This is a genomic window from Blastococcus sp. SYSU D00813 (assembly GCF_054050735.1).
This window is the reverse complement of the sequence record NZ_JBJGZX010000004.1, coordinates 1-22,524: the sequence shown is the minus strand read 5'-3', so window position 1 is coordinate 22,524 and position 22,524 is coordinate 1. Positions and strand designations below refer to the sequence as shown.

Below are 22,524 nucleotides of genomic sequence, written 5' to 3'. Positions count from 1 at the left end.
CGAGCTCAGGCCGTGAGCGCGGGCTCGGCGAACTGGGTGCGGTACAGCTCGGCGTAACGGCCGCCGGCGGCCAGGAGCTCGGCGTGCCGGCCGCGCTCCACGATGCGCCCGTCCTCGAGCACGAGGATGCAGTCGGCGCCGCGGACCGTGGACAGCCGGTGGGCGATCACGATCGCCGTCCGCCCCTCGAGGGCCTCGTCCAGCGCCGCCTGCACGGCCGCCTCCGAGGTGGAGTCCAGGTGCGCGGTCGCCTCGTCGAGCAGCACCACCCGCGGCCGGGCCAGCAGCAGCCGGGCGATCGTCAGCCGCTGCCGCTCACCGCCCGACAGCCGGTAGCCGCGCTCCCCCACCACGGTGTCGAGGCCGTCGGGCAGCGCGGCGACCAGGTCGGCCAGCCGCGCCCGGTCCAGGGCGGCCCACAGGTCCTCCTCCGTCGCCTCCGGCGCGGCCAGCAGCAGGTTCGACCGCAGCGACTCGTGGAACAGGTGCCCGTCCTGGGTGACCAGCCCCAGCGTCCGGCGGATCGCGGCGAACGAGAGGTCGCGGACGTCGACGCCGCCGAGCCGGACCGCACCCGAGTCGACGTCGTACAGGCGCGGGAGCAGCGAGGCGATCGTGGACTTGCCCGCACCCGAGGAGCCGACGATCGCCACCACCTGACCGGGCCGCACGGTGAACGACACGTCGTGCAGGACGTCGACGCCGCCGCGGGTGTCCAGCTGCGCGACGTCCTCGAGCGAGGCGAGCGAGACCCGGTCGGCGCTCGGGTAGCCGAAGGTGACGGAGTCGAACTCGACCGACACCGGGCCCTCGGGGACGTCCCGGGCGCCCGGGCGCTCCCGCACCAGCGGCTCGAGGTCGAGCACCTCGAAGACCCGCTCGAAGCTCACCATCGCCGAGGAGAGGTCGACCCGGGCGCTGGCCAGCGCGGTGAGCGGGGCGTACAGCCGGGTGAGCAGCAGCGCGAGCGCGACGACCGAGCCGGGGTCGAGCGAGCCCTGCAGCGCGTACCAGCCGCCGAGGCCGTAGACCAGCGCCAGGGCCAGCGCCGAGACCAGCATCAGGGCGCTGACGAAGGCCCACTGCACCATCGCCGTCCGGACGCCGATGTCGCGCACCCGCCGGGCGCGGGAGGCGAACTCCGCGGACTCCCGGTCGGGCCGGCCGAACAGCTTGATCAAGGTGGCGCCGGGCGCGGAGAACCGCTCGGTGGTCTGGTCGGTCATCGCCGCGTTGTGGTCGGCGGCCGCGCGGCCCAGGCCGGCCAGCCGGGCGCCGATCCGGCGCGCGGGCAGCAGGAACGCGGGCAGGAGCAGCAGGGACAGCACGGTCACTTGCCACGACAGCGTGAGCATGACCGCGCCGGTGAGCAGCAGGGTGACGGTGTTGCTGACGACGCCGGCGAGGGTGTCGCTGAACGCCCGCTGCGCGCCGATGACGTCGTTGTTCAGCCGGGAGACCAGCGCGCCGGTGCGGGTGCGGGTGAAGAAGGCGACCGGCATCCGCTGCACGTGGTCGAAGACGGCGGTGCGCAGGTCGAGGATCAGCCCCTCGCCGAGGCTCGCCGACAGCCACCGGCCCAGCAGCGACAGACCGGTCCCCGCCACGGCGATCACGGCGATGAGCACCGCCAGCCCGACCACGACCGAGGCGTCGCGGCCGTCGACGATCGCGTCGACGACGCGGCCGGCGAGCAGCGGGGTGGCCACGGTCAGCACCGCCTCGACGACGCCGACGGCGACGAAGGCGGTGATCCGGCGCCGGTGCGGCCGGGCGAAGGCGAGCACCCGCCGGACGGTCGCCCGCGAGAACGGACGCCGTTCGGTGCGGCCGTGCATCGCGTTGGACAGCGCCGACCACGCCGTCATCTCCATGCTCATGTCACGGACCGTAGGAACTCCGGTGCACTGGAGGTCAACGACCGTTCTTGCCCACCTCGCGCCGCTGCCGCCGGACGCGGGGGTCCGGCGGCAGCGGCGGTCGGGTCAGCGGGCGGCGCCCAGGGCGTCGGCCAGCCGGTGGTGGGAGACGGCCTCGTCGTGCCGGCTCTGCCGCTCCAGCGTGCGGGCCAGGGCGCGGCGCGCCCAGCTGTTGGCCGGCGCGAGCTGCACCAGCCGGCCCAGGGTCTCCTCGGCGCGGGTCAGCTGGGCGGAGGCGAAGTAGCTGCGGGCGAGGAGCTCGAGCGCGGCCTCGTTGGCCGGCTCGGCCTCGACCACCGGGACCAGGATCCGGGCGGCCTCGGTCGGCTGCCCCAGGGAGAGGAACAGGTCGGCGCGGAGGTACTCGGAGTGCAGGTCGAGCTCGAACGGCTGGGTCATGCCCGGGCAACACGCCCGGATGTCGAACCATTTCGTGGCGCACGTCCTGTTCGGCGCATCCGGGGTGCGCAGCGGCGCGGAAGCACAGGTGCCGTCCCGAACCCCGAGGAGACCGCCATGACCCTGCACCTCTCCCGCCCGCACCGGACCCGGACCTCCGGCGCCACCGCCCTCACGCCGGGGCAACGCGTCCCCGTCGTCCACCGGGTCGGCGCCCTGGCCGTGGCCGCGGTCATCGCCGTCTTCGGGCTGCTGGGCTTCGTCGGCGGCCTGCCGTTCTTCTCCACCGACGGCGGGGACGTGCTGGGGCTGAGCTCCAACGGCCTGCTGTCGACCATCTCGGTCGTCACCGCCGCGGTGCTGGTCTTCTCCGCGTTCCGCAGCCCGCGCACCGCGTCGACGGTCATGATCGTCGTCGGCTCGTTGTTCGTGCTGTCGGCGCTGGCCAACCTGGCGGTGCTGCGCACCGACTGGAACGTGCTGGCGTTCAAGTGGCCCAACGTCATCTTCTCCGTCGTCGCCGGCCTGACCCTCCTGCTGCTCGGCGCCTACGGCCGGGTCAGCGGCAACCTGCCGGCCGACAGCCCGTACGCCCGGGAGACCGACGGGCCGGAGCCGGTGGACGACTCGCCGTCGACGCCGCAGGAGTACGCGGCCGAGAAGGCGATGCGCGACGCCGAGGTCGCCGTCGTCCAGCACGTGGCGACCCCCGACCAGCAGCGCCGGGTGGCGGCGATGGCCGAGGTCCGCGGCCGCGCCGAGCGGCGCCGGGTCTGGATGTCGTTCGACCGCTGACGGCGGCAGGATCGGCCGGGTGACCCCCGCGCCGATCCCGCTCTCGCACTGGCCCACCCCGCTCGACCCCGCCCCACGGCTGGCCACCGCGCTCGGCCTGCGGCCGGAGGACCTGTGGGTCAAGCGCGACGACCTCACCGACCTCGGCGGCGGCAACAAGGTGCGCAAGCTCGAGCACCTCGTCGCCGAGGCGGTGGCCTCGGGCGCGACCGTGCTGGTCACCAGCGGCGGAGCGCAGAGCAACCACGCGCGGATGACCGCGGCCGCCGCCGCCCGGGTCGGCCTCCGTGCCGTGCTGGTGCTCTCCGGCGTCCCGGCCGCCGAGCGCCCCGGCAACCTGGCCCTGGAGGCCCTGGTCGGCGCGCAGGTCGTGCCGGTCGGCGCCGTCGACCAGGCCACGCTGGCCGCCCGCGCCGCCGAGGTGGCCGACCGGCTGCGGGCCGACGGCGAGGTGCCGGCGCTGCTGCCGCTGGGCGGGTCGTCGGCGACCGGGGCCCAGGGGTACCTCGCCTGCGCCGCGGAGCTGACGCGGCAGGCGCCGGACGCCGCGCACGTCGTCGTCGCGGTCGGGTCCGGCGGCACCATGGCCGGTCTCGTCGCGGGACTGGGGCACGGCGCCGAGCGGGTGCTCGGCGTCGACGTCGGGGCCGTGCCCGACCCGGTCGAGCGGGTCGCCGGCCTGGTGGCCGAGCTGGGCGCCCCCGCGGCGCCCCTGCGGCTGCGGCGCGACCAGGTGGGTGCCGGCTACGGCGCGCTCACCCCGGCGGCGGCCGGCGCCCTGCGCACCGCCGCCCGCACCGAGGGCCTGCTGCTGGACCCGGTCTACACCGGCAAGGCGCTCGCCGGCCTCGCCGCCGCGGTCGCCGACGGGGACGTCCGGCCCGGGGAGCAGACCGTCTTCGTGCACACCGGCGGGCTGCCCGGCCTGTTCGGTCACCCGGTGGCCGCCGAGCTGGCCACCGAGCTCCTCGGCAGGCCGACGTAGCCTCGCTGCCGTCATGAGCACCCCGATCCGCGACCGCGCCGACGCCTGCCCGGGCGCGCTGCAGACCCACGCCGCCGCCGACGGCGCGCTGGCCCGGGTCCGGGTGCCGGGCGGGCTGCTGACCCCGGCGCAGCTGCGGGCGCTCGCCGCCGCGGCGCGCGACCTGGGCGACGGCGCCCTCGAGCTGACCAGCCGGGGCAACCTCCAGCTGCGCGGCCTCGCCGACGGCGCCGAGGCCGAGCTGGGCGACCGGCTGGCCTCGGCCGGGCTGCTCCCCAGCCCGACGCACGAGCGGGTCCGCAACGTACTGGCCAGCACGCTGTCGGGCCGCACGGCCGGCGGCGCCCTCGACGTCACCGGCTGGGTCGCCGCCCTGGACGCCGGGCTGTGCGCCGACCCCGCCCTGGCCGACCTGCCCGGCCGCTACCTGGCCACGCTCGACGACGGCCGCGGTGACGTCGCCGGGCTCGGCGGGGACGTCGGCCTCGTCGCCGTCGACACCGGCACGGTGGCGCTCACCCTGGCCGGCGCCGACAGCGGGCTGCGCTGCGCACCCTGCGACGCCGTGGCCCTGGTCCTGGCCGCGACGCGCGCCTTTCTCGCCGAGCGCACCGCGCAGTCGAGCACGGCCTGGCGCCTCGCCGAGCTCGACGACGGCCCCGCCCGCGTCGCCGGACGAGTCGCGGCGTCGGCGGAGGGCGTTTCGCGCGCGAAAGGCCCGAGCACCGGTGCCGGCGTGGTCGCGCAGACCGACGGGCGTGTCGCCCTCGTCGCGGTCGTGCCGCTGGGCAGGCTCACCGCCCAGCAGGCCGACCTCCTCGCCGACCTCGCGCCGGCCGGGCTGCAGGTGACGCCGGGGCGGGCGGTCGCCGTGCCCGACCTGACCGACGCGGCCGCGGCGACTGCGGAACTCACCGCCGCCGGGCTCGTGCTCGACCCGGACAGCCCGTGGCTGCGGGTCACCGCCTGCGCCGGGCGCCCCGGCTGCGCGAAGTCGCTGGCCGACGTGCGGGCCGACGCCGCGCACGCCGTAGCCACCGGCACGCTCCCGGCGGGAGGGGTCCGGCAGCACTGGGCCGGGTGCGGACGCCGGTGCGGGCGGCCCCGCGGCGAGGTGGTCGACGTCGTCGCGACCGGCGCCGGTTACGCGATCGGCTGAGGCCCCGCCCGCGACGTCCTGCCTAGTCCTCCTCGGGGTCCGGGTGGCGGGCGCCGGCGGGCACCTCGGCGCCGTCCTCCACCCGCACGCCGCGGCCGAGCAGGGTGACGTCGCCGTCCCCGCCGACCGAGGCGTCCCGGCCGATGTCGACGGCGTCGTCGACCACGGTGCGGGTCACCGTGGCACCCGCCCGCACCCGGACGCCGGGCAGCAGCACCGAGTCCACGACCGTCGCGCCGGCCTCGACGACCACGCCCGGCGACAGCACCGACCCGCGCACGTCCCCCGAGACCCGCGTGCCGCCCGAGAGCAGGCTGTTCTCGATCCGCCCGTCGTCGAGCACCCGTGCCGCGCTGTGCCGCCCGCCGCGCGTGTGCACCGGCCAGGAGCGCTCGTCGAGGTCGATCGGCGGCTCCTCGGTCAGGAAGTCCTGGTGCGCCTCCCAGTAGGAGGTCACCGTGCCGACGTCGCGCCAGTAGCCGTCGAAGCGGTACGCCCGGGCGGCGCCGTCCCGGGTCTGGGCGGGCAGCAGGTGCGAGCCGAGGTCCTCCAGCCCGTCCTCGCCGACCTCGCCGGCGAGCGCCTCCAGCCGGTCGAGGGTCTCCCGCGGGCTGAACACGAACACCTCGTTGGTCGCGGTCGTCGTCGCCGGCTCGTCGGGCTTGTAGGCGTAGTCCTCGACCCGGTCGCCCTCCCCCACGCGGACGATGCCGTAGCGGGCGGCGTCGTCGGCCGCGACCTCGGTGGTGACCATCGTGACCTCGGCGCCGGACCCCAGGTGCGCGTCGACGACCTCGCGGTAGTCCAGCTTGTAGACGGCGTCGGAGCTGACGACGACCAGCGCGTCGGGGTCGAAGCCGCGGACCAGCTCGGACTGCCGCCACAGCCCGTCGGCGGTGCCCTCGGTGAAGCCGCCGCGCTCGTTGCCCTGGAACGGCGGCAGCACCATCAGCCCGCCGGTGGTGCGGTCGAGGTCCCACGGCCGGCCGTTGGCCAGGTGCTCCGACAGCGACTGCGGCTGGTACTGCACCGAGACCCACACGTCGGCGATGCCGGAGTGCTGGCAGTTCGACAGCGGGAAGTCCACCAGCCGGTAGACCCCGGCGAAGGGGACGGCGGGCTTGGCCCGGGTCTCGGTGAGCAGTTCCAGCCGGTTGCCCTTGCCGCCGGCGAGGACGAGGACGAGGACCCTGGGGAGCGCCATGCGCCCGCCCCTACCCGCAGCGGGCGGGCTCCCGAACCCGACGCGCCCGGACCCGTCCCCCGGCCGCGACGTAGCCTCCTCGCCGATGTACGCCTACGAGAAGGACGGCGCCGAGATCTACCGGCAGTCGTTCGCCACGATCCGCGCCGAGGCCGACCTGGCCGGTCTCCCCGAGGACGTCTCCCGGGTCGTCGTGCGGATGATCCACGCCTGCGGCCAGGTCGACCTGGTGCCCGACGTCGCCTTCTCCCCCGCCGTGGTCTCCCGCGCCCGCGCCGCGCTGGACGCCGGCGCCCCGGTGCTGTGCGACGCGAAGATGGTGGCCTCGGGCATCACCCGCCGCCGGCTGCCGGCCGGCAACGACGTGGTCTGCACGCTGGACGACCCGCGCACCCCGGGTCTCGCCGCCGAGCTCGGCACCACCCGCAGCGCGGCGGCCCTGGAGCTGTGGCGCGACCGGCTCGCCGGCGCCGTCGTCGCGATCGGCAACGCCCCGACGGCGCTGTTCCACCTGCTGGAGATGGTCGAGGCGGGGGCGCCGCGACCGGCCGCCGTCCTCGGCATCCCGGTCGGCTTCATCGGGGCGGCGGAGTCCAAGGAGGCTCTGGCCGCCACCGACCTGGACCACCTCGTGGTGCGCGGACGCCGGGGCGGCAGCGCGATCACCGCGGCGGCCGTGAACGCGATCGCGAGCGACGCCGAATGACCGGCCGCCTCTACGGGGTCGGGCTCGGGCCCGGGGACCCCGAGCTGGTCACCGTCAAGGCCGCCCGGCTGATCGGCGCGGCCGACGTCGTCGCCTTCCACGCCGCGCAGCACGGCCGCTCGGTGGCCCGGGCCCTGGCCGCGCCCTACCTGCGGGAGGGCCAGGTCGAGGAGCTGCTGGTCTACCCGGTCACCACCGAGACCACCGACCACCCCGGCGGCTACCAGGGCGCGATCGACGAGTTCTACGAGGCCGCCGCCGCGCGGCTGGCCGCCCACCTGGACGCCGGCCGCGACGTCGTCGTCCTGGCCGAGGGGGACCCGTTCTTCTACGGGTCGTACATGCACATGCACAAGCGCCTGGCCTCCCGGTACCCGACCGAGGTCGTCCCCGGCGTGACCAGCGTCAGCGGGGCCGCCGCGGTGGTGGGCCGGCCGCTGGTCGAGCGCGACGAGGTGCTCACCGTGCTGCCCGGCACGCTGCCCACCGAGGAGCTCGCCGAGTGGCTGGCGACCACCGACTCGGCCGCGGTGATGAAGCTCGGCCGCACGTTCCCCCAGGTGCGCGACGCCTTCGAGGCCGCCGGCGTGCTCGACCGCGCGCTCTACGTGGAGCGGGCCACGACCGGGCGGCAGCGCACGATGCCGCTGGCCGAGGTCGACCCGGCGACGGTCCCCTACTTCTCCCTCGCGCTGCTGCCCAGCCCGCTGACCGAGCCCACGCCGGGTCCCGAGCAGCACGACGAGGACCGCCCGCGCACCGGCGAGGTGGTCGTGGTCGGGCTGGGGCCCGGTCAGCGCTCGTGGACGACGCCCGAGGCCGCCGCGGCGCTGGCCGCCGCCGACGACCTGGTCGGCTACGGCCCCTACCTGGACCGGGTCGAGGTCAACCCCCGCCAGACCCGCCACCCCAGCGACAACCGGGTCGAGGCCGAGCGGGCCGCGCACGCGCTGGAGCTGGCCCGCGCCGGCCGGCGGGTCGCGGTCGTCTCCAGCGGCGACCCCGGCGTCTTCGCGATGGCCGCGGCCGTGCTCGAGGTGGCCGACCGGCCGGAGTACGCGGGGATCGCCGTCCGGGTGCTGCCGGGGCTGACCGCCGCGCAGGCCGTCGCCTCCCGGGTGGGCGCGCCCCTGGGCCACGACTTCGCGGTGATCAGCCTGTCCGACGTCCTCAAGCCCTGGGACGTCGTCCTCGACCGGCTGCGGCACGCGGCCGAGGCCGACCTCGTCCTGGCGCTGTACAACCCCCGCTCCAAGGCACGGCCGCACCAGCTCGGCGAGGCGCAGAAGACGCTGCTGGAGGTCCGCGACGCCGCGACCGTCGTGGTCGTGGGCCGCGACGTGGGCGGGCCGGCCGAGGAGGTGCGGGTGACGACGCTGGGCGACCTGGACCCGGAGACGGTCGACATGCGCTGCCTGGTGCTCGTCGGCTCCTCCCGCACCCGGGTCGGCCCTGGGGGCGCCGTCTACACCCCGCGCACCTACCCGTCCTGAACCCCTCGCTCGCGCCCCCGGACGCAGCCGGGACCGGCGGGGTCGTGCCTCGGCGGGCACCATGGAGGCGTGCCGGAGGGTGACAGCGTCTGGAAGGCCGCCCGGAGGATGCGCGGTCACCTCGTCGGCCGCACCGTCGTGCGCAGCGACTTCCGCGTCCCGCGACTCGCGACGGCCGACCTCGCGGGGCGCAGCATCACCGCGTTCGACTCCTACGGCAAGCACATGCTCACCCGCTTCAGCGGCGGGCTGACGCTCCACACCCACTTCGAGATGGACGGCGCCTGGCAGGTCGTCGGCCCGGGCAAGCGGCTGCCGCGCACCTTCGACGACGAGATCCGGCTCGTCCTCGAGACCGACGGCCCGACCGCGTACGCGCTGCGCATGCCGGTGCTCGAGCTCGTCGAGACCGCTCGCGAGGACGAGGTCATCGGCCACCTCGGGCCGGACCTGCTGGGACCCTCGTGGGACGAGGACGTCGCCGTCGACCGCCTCCTGCGCGATCCAGCGCGGCCGCTCGTCGAGGCGCTGCTGGACCAGAGGAACCTCGCCGGCATCGGCAACCTCTGGGCCGTCGAGACCTGCTTCCTGCGCGGCCACTCGCCCTGGACGCCGGTGCGCGACGTCGACCTCCGCGCCACGGTCCGCCTGGCCCGCCGGATGATGCAGCACTCGCTCGACCACCCCGGCCAGGTCACCACCGGCAACACCCGTCGAGGCGAGACCCACTGGGTGTACGGCAGGGCCGAACGCCCGTGCCGCCGGTGCGGCACGCCGGTCGCCTTCCGCGACGCGGTCACCGGCGAGCCCTGGTCCCGCGAGACCTGGTGGTGCCCGCACTGTCAGCCCGGGCCCTTCCCGTCGCTCGCCGAACGACCGACGCGACCGGGATTCCGGCGCGGCGTCAACGAGGAGTCCTTCGGCTCGCGCGGCCGGCGGCTGCGTGGCGAGCCCGGGTACGCGCGCGGTGCCCGCGGATGACCCGTCCGGGACGTCGTCGTCAGGCGGTTCCGGCGGGCTCCTGCAGGAAGGCAGCCGAGTCGTAGGAGGTGCGCACACCGGTGAGCAGGCCCTCGTCGGTCGCGTCGTCGCCGGTGAGATCGACCAGCTGCTGGGCGGCGCCCTCGGCGTCGAGGTGACCGACCGCTACGACGCGGTGCGGGGCTCGTCGCTGCGTGCGCCGAGCTGGTCGGTCGCGGCCGTCACGCGACGTGACCCCTTGACCGACGCGAAGGCGGCCTCGAAGCCCACGGTCGCGTCCGGGTCGAGTCGCGGGTCCGTCGTCAGGCCCTTGTCGCCGCCGCTGAGGATGAACCAGAAGTCGGTCTGCACGCGGTGCGGTGTCACGTCGAGCACGGCGAACCCGTGACCGATGCCGTCCAGGTAGCGCACCCAGGGGTTGAGGGCCTGCCCCGCGGCGATGGCGTCGGTCGCGGCCTGCACCGACCCGAGGACCTCCTTGAACCCGTCGCTGGTCACCGAGGGGCAGACGAACTCGACGCCCACGCTGTTGCCGTCGGCTGGGCAGGCGGCGGGGTCCAGGGGCAGGTCGTTGGCCCACGAGGAGTGGATGTCGCCGGTCAGCACGACCGGGTCGGTGTCGCCGCTGGCCGCCATGGCGTCCAGCAGGGCGCGCTGGTCGGCCTGGTAGCCGTCCCACTGGTCGGTGCTGAACACCGTGCCCGGCGCGAACGGCGACTCGACCCGGGCGAGCATCGGCATGCCGATGCCGATGTCGGCCGCCGGCGGCCGGAGCCAGACCTCCGGAGGGGGACGTCCGGCGACCTCTCCGGGACACGCCCGGGGCGGGAATGCGCGGGAGGTCGTTGCCCTTGCGAAGGGTCGTGCCCTCCCCGACGCTCTCCCGCACCCCGGCGTTCTGGACGGCGGCGTGCCTGCTGCTGCTCTCGCTGGCCGCCTCGGGCGTGCCGACGCCGCTGTACCGCGTCTACTCGGAGCGCTTCGGGTTCGGCCCCGGCACCCTGACCGTCGTCTTCGGCATCTACGCCTTCGCGCTGCTGGTCGCCCTGCTGGTGGTGGGCGGGCTGTCCGACCACGTCGGACGGCGGCCGGTGCTCGCCGGCGGGTTGCTGCTGATGGCGAGCGCGATGGTGCTGTTCCTCGTCGCCGACAGCGTGGGCTGGCTGCTGGCCGCCCGCGTGGTGCAGGGCCTGTCGATGGGTGCGCTCACCGGGACGCTCGGCGCCGTGCTGCTCGACACGCAACGACCCGACCACCCGCTGGGGAACCTGGTCAACAGCGCCTCGCCCGGGCTGGGGCTCTCGGCCGGCGCGGTGGGCGCGGCGGTGGTCGTGGAGTACGTCGCGGAGCCGACCCGCTGGGTGTTCGCCGTCCTCGTCGTCGCGCTGGTGCTGGGCGCCGCGACCGTCTCGCTGCTGCCCGAGACCTCGCCGCGCGCGCCGGGCGCGCTGGCGTCGCTGCGCCCGTCGGTGCGGGTGCCGCGCCCGCAGCGGCCCGGGTTCCTCCTGGCGCTGCCGGTGATCGTGGCGGCCTGGGCGCTGGGCGGGCTCTACCTCTCCCTGGGCCCGTCGCTGACGGCCACCGTGTTCGGCGTCGAGGACCACCTGGTCGGCAGCCTGCTCGTGTTAGCCCAGCAGGGCTCGGCCGCCCTGGGCGCGGTGCTCGGCCGCGACGTCGGCCGGGAGCGCGCCATGGCCGGCGGTGCGCTGCTGTTCGCCTCCGGCGTCGTGGTCACGATCGTCGCGCTGCTGACCGGGTCGCTCGCCGTCATGTTCGCCTCGGCGGTCGTCTCCGGCCTGGGCTTCGGTCTGTCGTTCCTCGGCGCGATCGCGACCGTCACCGCCGGGGTGGCGCCGGCCGAGCGGGCGGGGCTGCTGTCGGCGGTGTTCGTCGTCGGCTACCTCAGCTTCAGCGTCCCGGCGATCGTCGCGGGCACCGTCTCCTCGTCGGTCGGCCTGCAGACCGTGGCCGAGGTCTACGCCGTCGTCCTGGTCGTCCTCGCGCTGGTCGCGGTCGCCGGCGTCGCGCTGCGCCGGCGCACGGAGCGACGGGCGGCGGCGCAGGACCCGGTGCCCGAGCCCGCGCAGCCGCTCGCCGCCTGAGCCTCAGCTGCCCGGGTAGGGCGTGGCCCTGAGCGCCCGCGCCAGGTGCGCGGCGTTCTCCGCCAGCGTCCTCGTGGTCGAGGCGACGGCCTCGGGGGTCTCCTCCAGGTCGAGGTAGTCCCGGCCGCCCATGGCCTCGTCGTTCCAGTAGGTGCCGCCCTGGGCGGGGATCGTGAAGCCGATGTCGTTGAGGCCCTGCATGAGGTCGGCGGTGATCTTGTGCGCGCCGTCCTCGTTGCCGACGACGGCGGTCACGGCGACCTTGCCGGTGACGAGCGGGCGGCCGGAGTCGTCGGTCTCCGACAGCTCGCCGTCCAGCCGCTCCAGCACCCGCTGCGCGACGCTGCTCATGTGCCCGACCCAGGTCGGCGTCGAGACGACGAGGATGTCGGCGGCCATCATCCGCTCGCGGATCGCCGGCCAGGCGTCGCCCTCCCCCATGTCGACCTCGACGCCGGGCTTCACGTCGTGGTCGACGACGCGGACGACGTCGCCGGTGACCCCGTGCCCGGCGAGGGCGTCGAGCACCTGGCGAGCCATCTTCTCGCTGCTCGAGGGCTTCGGCGACGGCGACAGGGTGCAGACGAGGGCGAGGGCGGACAGGGGTGACGCGGTCTCGGTCATGACCGGCTCGTGCCCCGGTCGGTTGCGCGCTACACGTCGGCGAGCAGCGCCCTGACCTCGGCGGGCGTGGCCGCGACCGCGGCGGCGCCGGCCCGGCCGAGCTCGCCGGGCGCCGGCCCCCAGCCCGCGCCGATGCACGGCAGCCCGTGCGCCGCGGCGCCCAGCACGTCGTGCTCCCGGTCGCCCACGAGCACCGGCGCGCGGCCGCCCGGGTGGGCGGCCAGCGCCGCCGCGACCACCTGCTCCTTGTGCCGGACGGCGCCGTCGAGGGTCGCCCCGTGCACCGAGGCGAAGGCGCCCAGCAGGCCGGTGTGCTCCAGCACCCGGACGGCGAAGGGCTCCGGCTTGCTCGTGGCGACGGCGAGGACGGCCCCCTCGCCGCGCAGCGCCGCGAGCAGCTCCGGGACGCCGTCGTACACGGCGACGTCCAGCAGCGCCCCGGCGGCGTAGTGCGCGCGGTAGGCGGCGACCGCCCGCGGGACGTCGTCCGGGGCGACGCCGAGGACCAGCGCGAACCCGTCCTGCAGCGGCGGGCCGACCATGCCCCGCAGCTGCGCCTCCGTCGGCTCGGGCAGCCCCAGGGCGGCCGCCGCCACCCGCACCGAGGCCCAGATGCCCGGCGTCGAGTCGACCAGGGTGCCGTCGAGGTCGAACAGCACCAGCCGCCCGGTCAGGGCCGGTGCACCGAGTCGAGGAAGCCCTGCACCCGCTGGCGCAGCTCCGCCGACCGCTGCGCGACCACCTCGTCGGGGTCGCGGTCGGCCAGCCACGGCGGGATCTCGGTGCGGGCCCGCTGCGCACACTGCAGGTCGGCGCAGATGTAGGTGCCCACCGTGTTCCCCTTGCGGCCGGCCTCGCCGACCCGCCGCGCGGTGAACAGCGAGACGGCGTCGCCGGTCTGCGCGGTCTGGCACAGCAGGCACATGGCCGCCGTCCGGCTCGACATCCTGGTGTCCGCGGCGCGCAGGGCGACGCCGACCGGCCGGCCCTCGCGGGGGACGACGAGGTAGCCGCGCAGCGGGGCCTTCGGGTCGCGCCAGCCCAGCAGCTCGAGCTCCTCCCACGGCAGCGTCTCGAAGTCGCGGGGAAGGGTGGCGGCGTTGGCCTCGCCCTTGGAGCAGTTGACGAACGACCGGCGTACCTGCTGCTCGGTCAGGGGTTCCACGGGTGCTGCGCTCCTGTCGGTGGTGCTCGATGTGCCGCCGGTCAGTCTCCCCCCGCGCGCGAGCCCTTTTCCGCGACCCAGGCCAGCGCGTCGGCGACCGTCGCGGCCACCGGCACGCCGGCCGGCAGCGGCGGGCGGGCGACCAGCACCACCGGGATCCCCAGCTCCCGGGCGGCGGTCAGCTTGGCCGCGGTCATCGACCCGCCGCTGTCCTTGGTGACGACGACGTCGACCGCGTGCCGCCGCATCAACGCCGTCTCCTCCTCGACGGTGAAGGGCCCGCGGGCGAGGACGACGGTGGTCCGGGGCGGCAGCGGTGCCTCCGGCGGGTCGACCGAGCGCACCAGCACCGCGCCGGTCAGGCCGGCGAAGGCGGCGAGCCCCTGCCGGCCGGTGCTGAGGAACACCGACGCCGCGTCGCGGACCGCCTCGGCCGCCTCCTCGAGCGAGGCCACCCGGCGCCAGTCGTCGCCGGGGCCGGCCGACCACCCGGGCCGCTGCAGCCGCAGCAGCGGGGTGCCGGTCGCGGCGGCGGCCGCGGCGGCGTTGGCGGTCATCCCGGCGGCGAAGGGGTGGGTGGCGTCGACGACGACGTCCACGTCGGCCAGGGCCTGCGCCAGGCCCTCCACGCCGCCGAAGCCGCCGACCCGCACCCGCCCGGGCGGCAGCACCGGGTCGGCCACCCGGCCGGCCAGGGAGCTGAGCACGTCGGCGCCGGCCTCGACCAGCGCGCTGGCCAGCCGGCGGGCCTCGCCGGTGCCGCCGAGGACCAGCACCCGGAGGGTCATGCCGGCTGCCCGTGCATGCTGGTGCCGTGAGCAGGGAGGGCGGCGGGCTGCGGCACGGCTGGACGACCGGCGCCTGCGCGACCGCGGCGGCCACCGCGGCCTACACCGCGCTGCTCACCGGCGAGTTCCCCGACCCGGTGACCATCGACCTGCCGAACGACCGGCACCCCTCGTTCGCGCTGGCCCGCGAGGCGCTCGTGCCCGGCGCGGAGGCGACCGCCGGCATCGTCAAGGACGCCGGCGACGACCCCGACGTCACCCACGGCGCGCTGGTCTCCTCGCGGGTGCTGCCCGGCGCCCCGGGCACGGGGGTGGTCTTCCGCGCCGGCGAGGGCGTCGGCACGGTGACCAAGCCCGGGCTGCCGCTGGCGGTCGGCGAGCCGGCGATCAACCCGATGCCCCGCCGCTTCATCGCCGAGCACGTCGCGGCGGTCGCGGCGCGGCACGGCGGCACCGGGGACGTCGTCGTCGAGGTGTCGGTCGAGGGCGGCGAGGAGCTGGCCCGGCGCACCTGGAACCCGCGGCTGGGCATCCTCGGCGGGCTGTCGATCCTCGGCACGACCGGCGTCGTCGTCCCCTACTCGTGCTCGTCGTGGATCGACTCGATCCGCCGCGGCATCGACGTCGCCCGCGCGGCCGGGCGCACCCACGTGGCCGGCTGCACCGGGTCGACCAGCGAGCGCGTCGCGCAGCAGCTGCACGGGCTGCCCGAGGACGCGCTGCTGGACATGGGCGACTTCGCCGGAGCGGTGCTCAAGTACCTGCGCCGGCACCCGGTGCCGCGGCTGACCGTGGCCGGCGGCATCGGCAAGCTCGCCAAGCTCGCCGAGGGGCACCTCGACCTGCACTCGGCCCGCTCGCAGGTGTCGTTCGAGGCGCTCGCGGCGCTGGTCCGCGAGGCCGGGGGCGCGCCGGAGCTGGTCGAGGGCGTGCGCGGGGCGAACACGGCGCTGGACGCGCTGCAGCAGTGCCAGGCCGCGGGGCTGCCGCTCGGCGACCTGGTCGCGGCCGGCGCCCGGGAGACCGCGCTCGGCGTGCTGCGCGGCGCTCCGGTCGAGGTCGACGTCGTCGTCATCGACCGCGCCGGCACGGTCGTCGGCCGCGCCTGAGCGGAGTCGCTCGAGTGCGGAAACCGTCACTCAGCGACTCCGATGCACCGAGTAGAGGTGGCTGTCGGGGAACTGCTCGGCGGCGAGAGCGGGGCCGACGACGACGACCGCCGTCCGTCTGATCCCGGCCTCGGCCACCTGCCCGGCGATGTCGGCCAGCGTGCCGCGCAGCACCACCTCGTCGTCCCGGCTGGCGTGGGCGACGACGGCGGCCGGGCAGTCACCGCCGTAGTGCTCCGCGAGCTCGGGCGCGAGCTCGTCCAGCCGCTGCACGGCCAGGTGCAGCACCAGCGTGGCGCCGGTCGCCGCGTAGGCGGCGAGCGTCTCGCCCGGCGGCATGGGCGTGGACCGGGCCGAGGTCCGGGTGAGGACGACGGTCTGCGCGACCCCCGGCACCGTCAGCTCCCGCTTGAGCGCGGCGGCGGCCGCGGCGAACGACGGGACCCCCGGCACCACCTCGTAGGGCACCCCCGCCGCGTCGAGCCGGCGCATCTGCTCGGCCATCGCGCTGTACACCGACGGGTCGCCGGAGTGCAGCCGGGCGACGTCGAGCCCGGCCTCGTGCGCCGCCACCAGCTCGGCGGTGATGGCGTCGAGGTCCAGGTCGGCGGTGTCGACCAGCCGGGCGCCGGCCGGCGCGGTGGCCAGCAGCTCCCGCGGCACGAGGGCGCCCGCGTAGAGGCACACCGGGGCCGAGGCGATGAGCCGGGCCGCGCGCAGGGTGACCAGGTCGGCGGCCCCGGGCCCCGCCCCGATGAAGAAGACCGTCACCTGGGGGCCTTTCGCGCGCGAAGTGCTCCAGGCAGGGCCGCGCTCACCGGGTGACCGACCAGATGGTCACCGGCATCGCCGCGCGCCAGCCGGTGAAGGAGCCGACCGGCTCGGCGCGCTGCACCGCGACCCGCACCAGCTCGCCCCCGACGCGCGAGTGCCAGGACGCCAGCACCGCCTCGCTCTCCACCGTGACCGCGTTGGCCACCAGCCGGCCGCCGGGCGGCAGCGCGTCCCAGCAGGTCTCGAGCACCAGCGGCGTGGTCAGCCCGCCGCCGATGAAGACGGCGTCAGGGGACCCCAGCCGGGCGAGCACCTCGGGCGCCGAGCCGCGGACCACCCGCAGGTAGGGCACGCCGAGGCGGGCGGCGTTGCGGGCGATCCGCGCCGCCCGCTCCTCGTCGGCCTCGACGGCGACCGCGCGGCAGGTCGGGTGCGCGCGCATCCACTCGATGCCGATGGAGCCGGAGCCCGCGCCGACGTCCCACAGCAGCTGGCCCGGGACGGCGGCCAGCCGCGACAGCGTGATCGCCCGGACCTCGGACTTGGTGAGCTGCCCGTCGGACTCGTACGCGCCGTCGGGCAGGCCCGGGGTGGTGGGCAGCGGCATCGTCCCGCGCTCGGCCCGGCACTCCACCGCGGTGACCACCAGCGCCGGCGCCGGCTGCGACCAGGTGGCCGCCGTCCCGGAGCGCACCGATTCGTCCGGGCCGCCCAGCCCGGCCAGCACGGTGACCGTGCTCAGCCCGTACCCGCGGTCGGACAGGAGCCGCGCCACGTGCGCCGGCGTCTCGCCGTCGGAGCCGAGCACGAGCAGCCGGGCGCCGGGCTGCACGTGCGGGTGCAGCAGCTCGATCGGCCGCCCGACGAGGCTGACCACGCAGGTGTCCTCGACCGCCCAACCCATCCGGGCGCACGCCAGCGACACCGACGACGGCGCCGGCAGTACCCGCACCCGCGCCGCGCCCAGCAGCCGGGTGAGCGTGGTGCCGATCCCCGACAGCATCGGGTCGCCGCTGGCCAGGACGACGACGGCCCGGCCGGCGTGCTGCTCGACCAGTCCGGGCAGCGCCTCGGTCAGCGGCGAGGGCCACGGCACGCGCTCGGCCGGCACGGAGTCGGGCACCAGCGCCAGCTGCCGCGCGCTGCCCATCAGCACCTCGGCCCGCTCGACCTCGGCCCGGGAGGTGGGCGCGAGCCCGTCCCAGCCGTCGGCGCCGATGCCGACGACGACGACCGGCGTCTCGCCGACCTGCGTGTCCGTCACGACCCGGTCCCCTCGCGCGACTCGGCCAGCAGCTTCTCGCGCAGCTCCTGCGGCAGCCGGTCGACGTACACGGTGCCGTCGAGGTGGTCGACCTCGTGCTGCAGGCAGCGGGCGGCCATCCCGGTCGCCTCGATGGTCACCGGGACGCCGGCGGCGTCCACCCCGTCGACCCGCGCCCGGAACGCCCGGGGCAGCTCGGCGTAGGGGCCCGGGACCGACAGGCAGCCCTCCTCGGTGACCTCGTCGGCCGGCTCGTCGCCGACCGGCTCGACGATCGTCAGCACCGGGTTCACCACGTAACCGACGACGTCGTTGCCCTCGGCGTCGGGGCAGTCGATGACGAAGACCCGGGCGTCGACGCCGATTTGGTTGGCCGCCAGGCCGACGCCGTCGGCGGCCTCCATGCTGGCGAACATGTCGAGCACCAGGCGGCGCAGGTCGCGGCCGAACTCGGTCACCGGCGCGCACGGCCGGTGCAGCACCGGGTTGCTGCCGTAGGTGACGATCGGCCGGGCGACGCCGTCGTAACGGCCGGGCAGGCGCATGCGGCGATCCTAGGGACGGCGGTTGGCACGATGGTCGCCGTGCCGAGCAGCCGACTCCCCCACCGGGACCTGGCGACGGCGGCCGGCCTGGCGCTGGGCGCGGTCGCCGACGTGCTGCTGGCCGACCCCCGGCGCGGGCACCCGGTGGCCGGGTTCGGCACCGTCGCGGCGGCGCTGGAGCGGCGTGCGTGGCAGGACTCCCGCGCGGCCGGCGCCGCGTACGCGGCGGTCCTCGTCGGCGGGGCGGGCGCGCTCGGCGCCGGCCTGGACCGGCTCACCCGCGGCCGCCCGGCCGCCCGCACGCTCACCACGGCGGCGGTCACCTGGGCGGTGCTCGGCGGGACGTCGCTGGGCCACGCCGCCCGGGACATGTACGTCGCGCTGGGCAGCGGGGACCTCGCGGCCGCCCGCGAGCGGCTGCCGGCGCTGGCCGGCCGCGACCCCTCGGCCCTGGACGCCGGCGAGCTCGCCCGGGCGACCGTCGAGTCGGTCGCCGAGAACACCTCCGACGCGGCGGTGGCGCCGCTGTTCTGGGGCGCGGTCGCAGGGCTGCCGGGGCTGACCGCCTACCGGGCGGTGAACACCCTGGACGCGATGGTCGGCCACCGGTCGCCCCGGTACGCGCGCTTCGGGTGGGCGTCGGCGCGCGCCGACGACGTCGCCAACTGGGTGCCTGCGCGGCTGACCGCCGCGCTGACGGTGGTCGCCGCCCCCGGGACGGGCGGGTCGGCGGCCGGCGCGCTGCGAGCGTGGCTGCGCGACGGCGCGGCCCACCCCAGCCCGAACTCCGGGCGCTGCGAGGCCGCTCTGGCCGGGGCGCTGGGGCTGCGGCTGGGCGGCCGGAACGTCTACGGCAGCCGGGTCGAGGACCGGCCGCACCTGGGGGGCGGCCGGGCACCGCTGCCGGCCGACGTCCCGCGCGCGGTGCGGTTGTCGCGGGCGGTGTGGACGGCCGCCGCCGGGCTCGCGGTGCTGGCACGGCTCCGGCGGTGAGCCGCCGAACCCGCCGAACCCGGTCCGCGCCCGCCTCCCTCGCCTACCCGTCGAGCGAGGACGGTTCGGGAGTGCGGCTGGTCCGTTGAGCTGGTTTCTCGAGCGGCGGTGCCCTCTCGCCTTGAGCGGCCCACTCAGGGCCAGGCGGGCCGACGTCAATGCTTCAGCCACGGCGGAGTCCAGGTCGCCGACGTGGACGTCAGGTGCCAATGCCTCCGACACAGAGGGCAGAGATACGCGCCTGTTGGTGCCTTCCGGCCGCGCTCAAGACTTCGTCTCTGGATCGCCTCAAGTGCCCAGAGGGCAGCACCACGCGACGAGTAGCGCTTCTTTTGGCATTCCGACATCGCGGTGGATCTCTCGATCCGGGGTGCTCGACCGGCTCACATCCGGCCCGGCACCGCGGCGCCAGCCTGACAGCGGGCGGCCATGTCACTCCCAACGGAGCGCTCGAGCGGAGCCTAGACCGGCGGGCCGCAGCGGCGTCCCCGAGGCCCGTCTCAGAGGCACGTCGTCCTCCAACCTGAGAGGCATGCGTGAGGGCACGTCAAGAGGCTCCGGACATCTGTGGACAGGCCGCTGACCTCGGGGTTCATCCTGCGTCGCCGCCCTCGAGCCGCTAGGATCGAACACACATTCGAAGCGGTCAGGAGGGGTCGTGGGCGAGCTGCGGTCGGCACTGGACACCCTGGCCGGCCTCGACCTGGACGACCTGCCCGACGGGGCGCTGCTCGACCACGCCCGGGAGCTGTCGGCGGCAGCCCACCGGCTGGAGGCCGAGCTGATCCGGGTGGTGCGCCGGGTGGACGTGCGCGGCGCGGTCGAGCACGACGGGGCCAAAAGCACCCAGTCGTGGCTGCGCGGCGTGCTGCGGCTGTCCGGGTCGCGGGCCTCGCGGCTGGTCGGCCACGGGCGGGTGCTGGACCTGCTGCCGGAGGTGGCCGCGGCGTTCGCCGCCGGGGAGCTCGGCGGCGACCAGGTGGAGGTGATCGCCCAGATCGCCAAGCCGGTCAATCTCGACGCGGCTGAGCGGCAGGGCATCGACCTGGCCGCGGTCGAGGCCGCGCTGATGGTGGTGGCCACCCACGGCACGCACGCCGACCTGCAGTCCGCGGTCGGGAACTACCTGGCCAAACTCGATCCCGACGGACCCGAACCCGACCCGACGGTGGAGCGGTCGGTGTGGCTGGTGCCCCAGCCCGACGGCGGCTGGACCCTCGGCGGCACCCTCGACCCGGTGGGCGGGCAGAAGCTCGCCACCGCCCTGGAATCGATCCAGGCCGCGTCCCGCTGCGCCGGGGACACCCGTACCCGCGCCCAGCGCACCGGCGACGCCCTCGTCCAGCTCGCCGACAACGCCCTGGCCTCGGGTGAGCTGCCGGTGCTGCGCACCGTCAAGCCCCACGTCATCGTCACCCTGCCGCTGAGCGACCTGCTCGACCCCGGCACCGGGCCGGCCGCCGCCGGCACCGGCCTGGGCGCCACGATCTCCGCCGCCGCCGCCCGCTGGCTCGCCTGCGACGCCGGCGTCACCCGCATCGTGCTCGACCCCGACGGCCTGCCCCTGGACGTCGGCCGCACCCAACGCACCGTCCCCGCCCACATCCGCAGAGCCGTGGAACTGCGTGACCAGCACTGCGTGTTCGCCGGCTGCGAAGCACCGGCCTGGTACTGCGACGTCCACCACCGGCTGCACTGGGCCCTGGGTGGGCAGACCTCCCTGGACAACTCCGCCCTGCTGTGCGAACGCCACCACACCAAGGTCCACCACGGCTTCCGCGTCGAACACGACGACACCGCACCACCCGGCCAACGCTGGCGCACCTACCGCCCCGACGGCACCCAGATCCTCATCCACCCACCACTGCGGACCTGACCTGCACAGGCCTGCCCACCCCGCGACCGGCCCGGCCGCGGGGTGGGAGGCCTGCCCGCGCCGAGCGCACGGGTCACACGTTGGTGTCGCGGTCCTCGGGCTTCTTCGAGGTCTCGATCTCGGTCTCGGTGACGGGGACGCCGGCCTCCTCGTCCATCCCGCCGCGCTCGACCTGGTCCTGACCGTTCCCGGGCTCGCTCAAGGGGTGCTCCTCTGCCTCGTCGGACGTACCGGGGCCCCCTACCCCCGCGCGGTGGCCGAACCACCTGCGCGGACGACCGGTCAGAGCGCGGGCACCGACGGCGTCAGCTGCCAGGCGGCCGGCACCTCGGCGGACGCGCCGCCGTGCACGGGCGCGAGGTCGAGCACCAGCCGGGTGGGCTGGAAGGCCTCGGCGTAGCCGATGCGAGCCTGGGCGCCCCAGTGCCGGGCCGAGGCCACGACCGCGTCGGGCTCGACCATCGCCGACATCTCCACCTGGGTGGCGTGCGCGCCCAGCGCGGCCACCTTGCCGGAGAGGTGGGCGGTCACGTCGACGTAGACGGTCGGCGTGAACGACAGCGTCGAGGGGCTCTGGTAGTGCAGCACCCGGGGCAGCCGCCGGGCGGCGCCGAGGGTGGCCGCGGCGACGGCGCGGTGGTCCTGGTGGCTGTCGTCGGGGGCGTGCACGTAGACCAGGTCGGCGCGGGTCGCCCGCAGCACCCGCTCGATGAGGCGGACGGTCGCCGAGTCCGGCACGACCTCGCAGTCGCGCAGGCCGCCCCAGACCAGCCGGGCGCCGATCATCCCCGCCGCCCGCTCCTGCTCCGCGCGGCGGCCGGCACCCCGGGCGCCGTCGCCGGGGCCGTTCTCGCCGCCGGTCACCACCAGCATCGTCACCGCGTCGCCGGCCGCGACGTGCGCCAGCAGCGCACCGCCACAACCGAGCTCGATGTCGTCGGGGTGCGCGCCGATGGCGAGGACGCTCAGCCCCGCACTCCCCGTACCCGCGCCGTCCATGGCCAGGTGTCCTCCAGTTCCTGCCGGCGGGGTGCTCCCGCCCGTCAGGGGTGCATCGGCAGCCGGATGGATTGCCTGCAACGCAACCGCCCGGCCCTCCCCCCGAGGGGTGAGGGCCGGGCGGCGGGGCGGGCGCTGAGGGTCGTCAGCCGGCGAGGCGCGGGCTGGGGACGATGCGGTGCGCGGCGGGCACGTCGCCGGCTCGCCGCCGGGGCTGCGGTCGCATGTCGAGGACCATCCGGGTCGGCGCGAACGCCTCCGCGTAGCCGATGCGGGCCTGGGCGCCCCAGTGCCGGGCCGAGGCCACGACGGCATCGGGCTCGACCATCGGCGAGTGCTCGACCTGCGAGGCGTGCGCGCCGAGCGCGGCGAGCTTGCCCGTGAGGTGCGCGGTCACGTCGACGTAGACGGTCGGCGTGAACGACAGCGTCGAGGGGCTCTGGTAGTGCAGCACCCGCGACAGCCGCCGGGCCGCCCCCTGGGTCGCCGAGGCGACGGCGCGGTGGTCCTGGTGGCTGTCGTCGGGTGCGTGCACGTAGACGACGTCGGCGGCGGGGGGGGGGGGGGGGGGCGGGGGGCCGCCGCCCCCCCCCCGCCGCCCCCCGCCCGGCGGGGCCCGGGGCCGTCCACCCCCCGCCCCCCGC

24 protein-coding genes are annotated in these 22,524 nt (G+C 76.3%); 10 read left to right on the top strand and 14 right to left on the bottom strand.

Annotated features, from left to right (window positions below):
- Positions 1 to 5: 5 nt before the first annotated feature.
- Together ACI8AX_RS03805 and ACI8AX_RS03800 are read right to left on the bottom strand one after the other, a co-directional pair.
- A complete protein-coding gene (locus ACI8AX_RS03805; RefSeq protein WP_456548467.1) occupies positions 6 to 1,880 on the bottom strand; it encodes an ABC transporter ATP-binding protein in 1,875 nt (624 codons plus the stop codon).
- Positions 1,881 to 1,985: 105 nt separating this feature from the next.
- Positions 1,986 to 2,318 (bottom strand): tetratricopeptide repeat protein, encoded by a 333-nt coding sequence (locus ACI8AX_RS03800; RefSeq protein WP_456548466.1) that lies wholly within the window; start codon positions 2,316 to 2,318, stop codon positions 1,986 to 1,988.
- A gap of 117 nt (positions 2,319 to 2,435) precedes the next feature.
- Here ACI8AX_RS03800 and ACI8AX_RS03795 point away from each other — a divergent pair, with 117 nt between their 5' ends.
- Genes ACI8AX_RS03795 through ACI8AX_RS03785 form a run of 3 tightly spaced genes read left to right on the top strand, consistent with a single transcriptional unit; the run spans position 2,436 to position 5,257 of the window.
- A complete protein-coding gene (locus ACI8AX_RS03795) occupies positions 2,436 to 3,113 on the top strand; it encodes a DUF4383 domain-containing protein (RefSeq protein ID WP_456548465.1) in 678 nt (225 codons plus the stop codon).
- Positions 3,114 to 3,132: 19 nt separating this feature from the next.
- A complete protein-coding gene (locus ACI8AX_RS03790) occupies positions 3,133 to 4,098 on the top strand; it encodes a pyridoxal-phosphate dependent enzyme (RefSeq protein ID WP_456548464.1) in 966 nt (321 codons plus the stop codon).
- 13 nt (positions 4,099 to 4,111) lie between these two features.
- On the top strand, positions 4,112 to 5,257 hold the full coding sequence (locus ACI8AX_RS03785; RefSeq protein WP_456548463.1) for a precorrin-3B synthase: 1,146 nt from the start codon (positions 4,112 to 4,114) through the stop codon (positions 5,255 to 5,257).
- A gap of 22 nt (positions 5,258 to 5,279) precedes the next feature.
- Here the strand turns inward: ACI8AX_RS03785 and ACI8AX_RS03780 are convergent, their stop codons facing one another.
- A complete protein-coding gene (locus tag ACI8AX_RS03780; RefSeq protein ID WP_456548462.1) occupies positions 5,280 to 6,461 on the bottom strand; it encodes a glucose-1-phosphate adenylyltransferase family protein in 1,182 nt (393 codons plus the stop codon).
- An 85-nt stretch (positions 6,462 to 6,546) separates the two neighbouring features.
- On the opposite strand from ACI8AX_RS03780, the gene ACI8AX_RS03775 reads away from it, so the two are divergent.
- From ACI8AX_RS03775 to ACI8AX_RS03765, 3 genes are all read left to right on the top strand, one after another.
- Positions 6,547 to 7,167 (top strand): precorrin-8X methylmutase, encoded by a 621-nt coding sequence (locus ACI8AX_RS03775; RefSeq protein ID WP_456548461.1) that lies wholly within the window; start codon positions 6,547 to 6,549, stop codon positions 7,165 to 7,167.
- Positions 7,164 to 8,660, top strand: coding sequence for a precorrin-2 C(20)-methyltransferase (locus ACI8AX_RS03770; protein ID WP_456548460.1), 1,497 nt, complete (start codon positions 7,164 to 7,166; stop codon positions 8,658 to 8,660). Before ACI8AX_RS03775 ends, ACI8AX_RS03770 begins: the two co-directional genes overlap by 4 nt.
- A 69-nt stretch (positions 8,661 to 8,729) precedes the next feature.
- Positions 8,730 to 9,641 carry a DNA-formamidopyrimidine glycosylase family protein gene (locus ACI8AX_RS03765; protein WP_456548459.1) on the top strand — a complete coding sequence of 304 codons (912 nt, stop codon included), beginning with the start codon at positions 8,730 to 8,732 and terminating at the stop codon, positions 9,639 to 9,641.
- Positions 9,642 to 9,806: 165 nt separating this feature from the next.
- On the opposite strand, the gene ACI8AX_RS03760 is transcribed toward ACI8AX_RS03765, so the two are convergent.
- Positions 9,807 to 10,382, bottom strand: coding sequence for an alkaline phosphatase D family protein (locus ACI8AX_RS03760; protein WP_456548458.1), 576 nt, complete (start codon positions 10,380 to 10,382; stop codon positions 9,807 to 9,809).
- Between the two features lie 122 nt (positions 10,383 to 10,504).
- Here ACI8AX_RS03760 and ACI8AX_RS03755 point away from each other — a divergent pair, with 122 nt between their 5' ends.
- A complete protein-coding gene (locus tag ACI8AX_RS03755) occupies positions 10,505 to 11,743 on the top strand; it encodes an MFS transporter (protein WP_456548457.1) in 1,239 nt (412 codons plus the stop codon).
- Between the two features lie 3 nt (positions 11,744 to 11,746).
- On the opposite strand, the gene ACI8AX_RS03750 is transcribed toward ACI8AX_RS03755, so the two are convergent.
- Genes ACI8AX_RS03750 through ACI8AX_RS03735 form a run of 4 tightly spaced genes read right to left on the bottom strand, consistent with a single transcriptional unit; the run spans position 11,747 to position 14,320 of the window.
- On the bottom strand, positions 11,747 to 12,367 hold the full coding sequence (locus ACI8AX_RS03750) for a flavodoxin family protein (RefSeq protein ID WP_456548456.1): 621 nt from the start codon (positions 12,365 to 12,367) through the stop codon (positions 11,747 to 11,749).
- A gap of 29 nt (positions 12,368 to 12,396) precedes the next feature.
- Positions 12,397 to 13,026, bottom strand: coding sequence for an HAD hydrolase-like protein (locus ACI8AX_RS03745; RefSeq protein ID WP_456548455.1), 630 nt, complete (start codon positions 13,024 to 13,026; stop codon positions 12,397 to 12,399).
- Between the two features lie 11 nt (positions 13,027 to 13,037).
- Positions 13,038 to 13,532, bottom strand: a complete 495-nt coding sequence (locus ACI8AX_RS03740) for an FBP domain-containing protein (protein ID WP_456548454.1) — start codon at positions 13,530 to 13,532, stop codon at positions 13,038 to 13,040.
- Between the two features lie 41 nt (positions 13,533 to 13,573).
- Positions 13,574 to 14,320: a cobalt-precorrin-6A reductase gene (locus tag ACI8AX_RS03735; RefSeq protein ID WP_456548453.1), complete on the bottom strand. Its 747-nt coding sequence runs from the start codon at positions 14,318 to 14,320 to the stop codon at positions 13,574 to 13,576.
- Positions 14,321 to 14,346: 26 nt separating this feature from the next.
- Between ACI8AX_RS03735 and ACI8AX_RS03730 the strand changes: the two genes are divergently transcribed.
- A complete protein-coding gene (locus ACI8AX_RS03730; protein ID WP_456548452.1) occupies positions 14,347 to 15,429 on the top strand; it encodes a cobalt-precorrin-5B (C(1))-methyltransferase in 1,083 nt (360 codons plus the stop codon).
- Positions 15,430 to 15,459: 30 nt separating this feature from the next.
- Here the strand turns inward: ACI8AX_RS03730 and cobM are convergent, their stop codons facing one another.
- Genes cobM through def form a run of 3 tightly spaced genes read right to left on the bottom strand, consistent with a single transcriptional unit; the run spans position 15,460 to position 18,012 of the window.
- Positions 15,460 to 16,200 (bottom strand): precorrin-4 C(11)-methyltransferase, encoded by a 741-nt coding sequence (gene cobM / locus ACI8AX_RS03725; protein ID WP_456548451.1) that lies wholly within the window; start codon positions 16,198 to 16,200, stop codon positions 15,460 to 15,462.
- 43 nt (positions 16,201 to 16,243) lie between these two features.
- The gene (gene cbiE, locus ACI8AX_RS03720) at positions 16,244 to 17,467 is read right to left on the bottom strand and encodes a precorrin-6y C5,15-methyltransferase (decarboxylating) subunit CbiE (RefSeq protein WP_456548450.1); all 1,224 of its coding nucleotides are present in this window, start codon (positions 17,465 to 17,467) and stop codon (positions 16,244 to 16,246) included.
- Complete coding sequence (def, locus tag ACI8AX_RS03715) at positions 17,464 to 18,012, bottom strand: peptide deformylase (protein ID WP_456548449.1); 549 nt, start codon at positions 18,010 to 18,012, stop codon at positions 17,464 to 17,466. Before def ends, cbiE begins: the two co-directional genes overlap by 4 nt.
- 39 nt (positions 18,013 to 18,051) lie before the next feature.
- On the opposite strand from def, the gene ACI8AX_RS03710 reads away from it, so the two are divergent.
- Together ACI8AX_RS03710 and ACI8AX_RS03705 are read left to right on the top strand one after the other, a co-directional pair.
- Positions 18,052 to 19,005: a cobalamin biosynthesis protein gene (locus ACI8AX_RS03710; protein ID WP_456548448.1), complete on the top strand. Its 954-nt coding sequence runs from the start codon at positions 18,052 to 18,054 to the stop codon at positions 19,003 to 19,005.
- Positions 19,006 to 19,663: 658 nt separating this feature from the next.
- On the top strand, positions 19,664 to 20,881 hold the full coding sequence (locus ACI8AX_RS03705; protein ID WP_456548447.1) for a DUF222 domain-containing protein: 1,218 nt from the start codon (positions 19,664 to 19,666) through the stop codon (positions 20,879 to 20,881).
- A 73-nt stretch (positions 20,882 to 20,954) separates the two neighbouring features.
- Here ACI8AX_RS03705 and ACI8AX_RS03700 read toward each other — a convergent pair whose 3' ends face one another.
- From ACI8AX_RS03700 to ACI8AX_RS03690, 3 genes are all read right to left on the bottom strand, one after another.
- Positions 20,955 to 21,083 (bottom strand): hypothetical protein, encoded by a 129-nt coding sequence (locus ACI8AX_RS03700; RefSeq protein ID WP_456548446.1) that lies wholly within the window; start codon positions 21,081 to 21,083, stop codon positions 20,955 to 20,957.
- A gap of 80 nt (positions 21,084 to 21,163) precedes the next feature.
- Positions 21,164 to 21,880 carry a PIG-L deacetylase family protein gene (locus tag ACI8AX_RS03695; RefSeq protein WP_456548445.1) on the bottom strand — a complete coding sequence of 239 codons (717 nt, stop codon included), beginning with the start codon at positions 21,878 to 21,880 and terminating at the stop codon, positions 21,164 to 21,166.
- A 145-nt stretch (positions 21,881 to 22,025) separates the two neighbouring features.
- On the bottom strand, positions 22,026 to 22,415 hold the full coding sequence (locus tag ACI8AX_RS03690; RefSeq protein WP_456548444.1) for a PIG-L deacetylase family protein: 390 nt from the start codon (positions 22,413 to 22,415) through the stop codon (positions 22,026 to 22,028).
- Between the last annotated feature and the right edge of the window lie 109 nt (positions 22,416 to 22,524).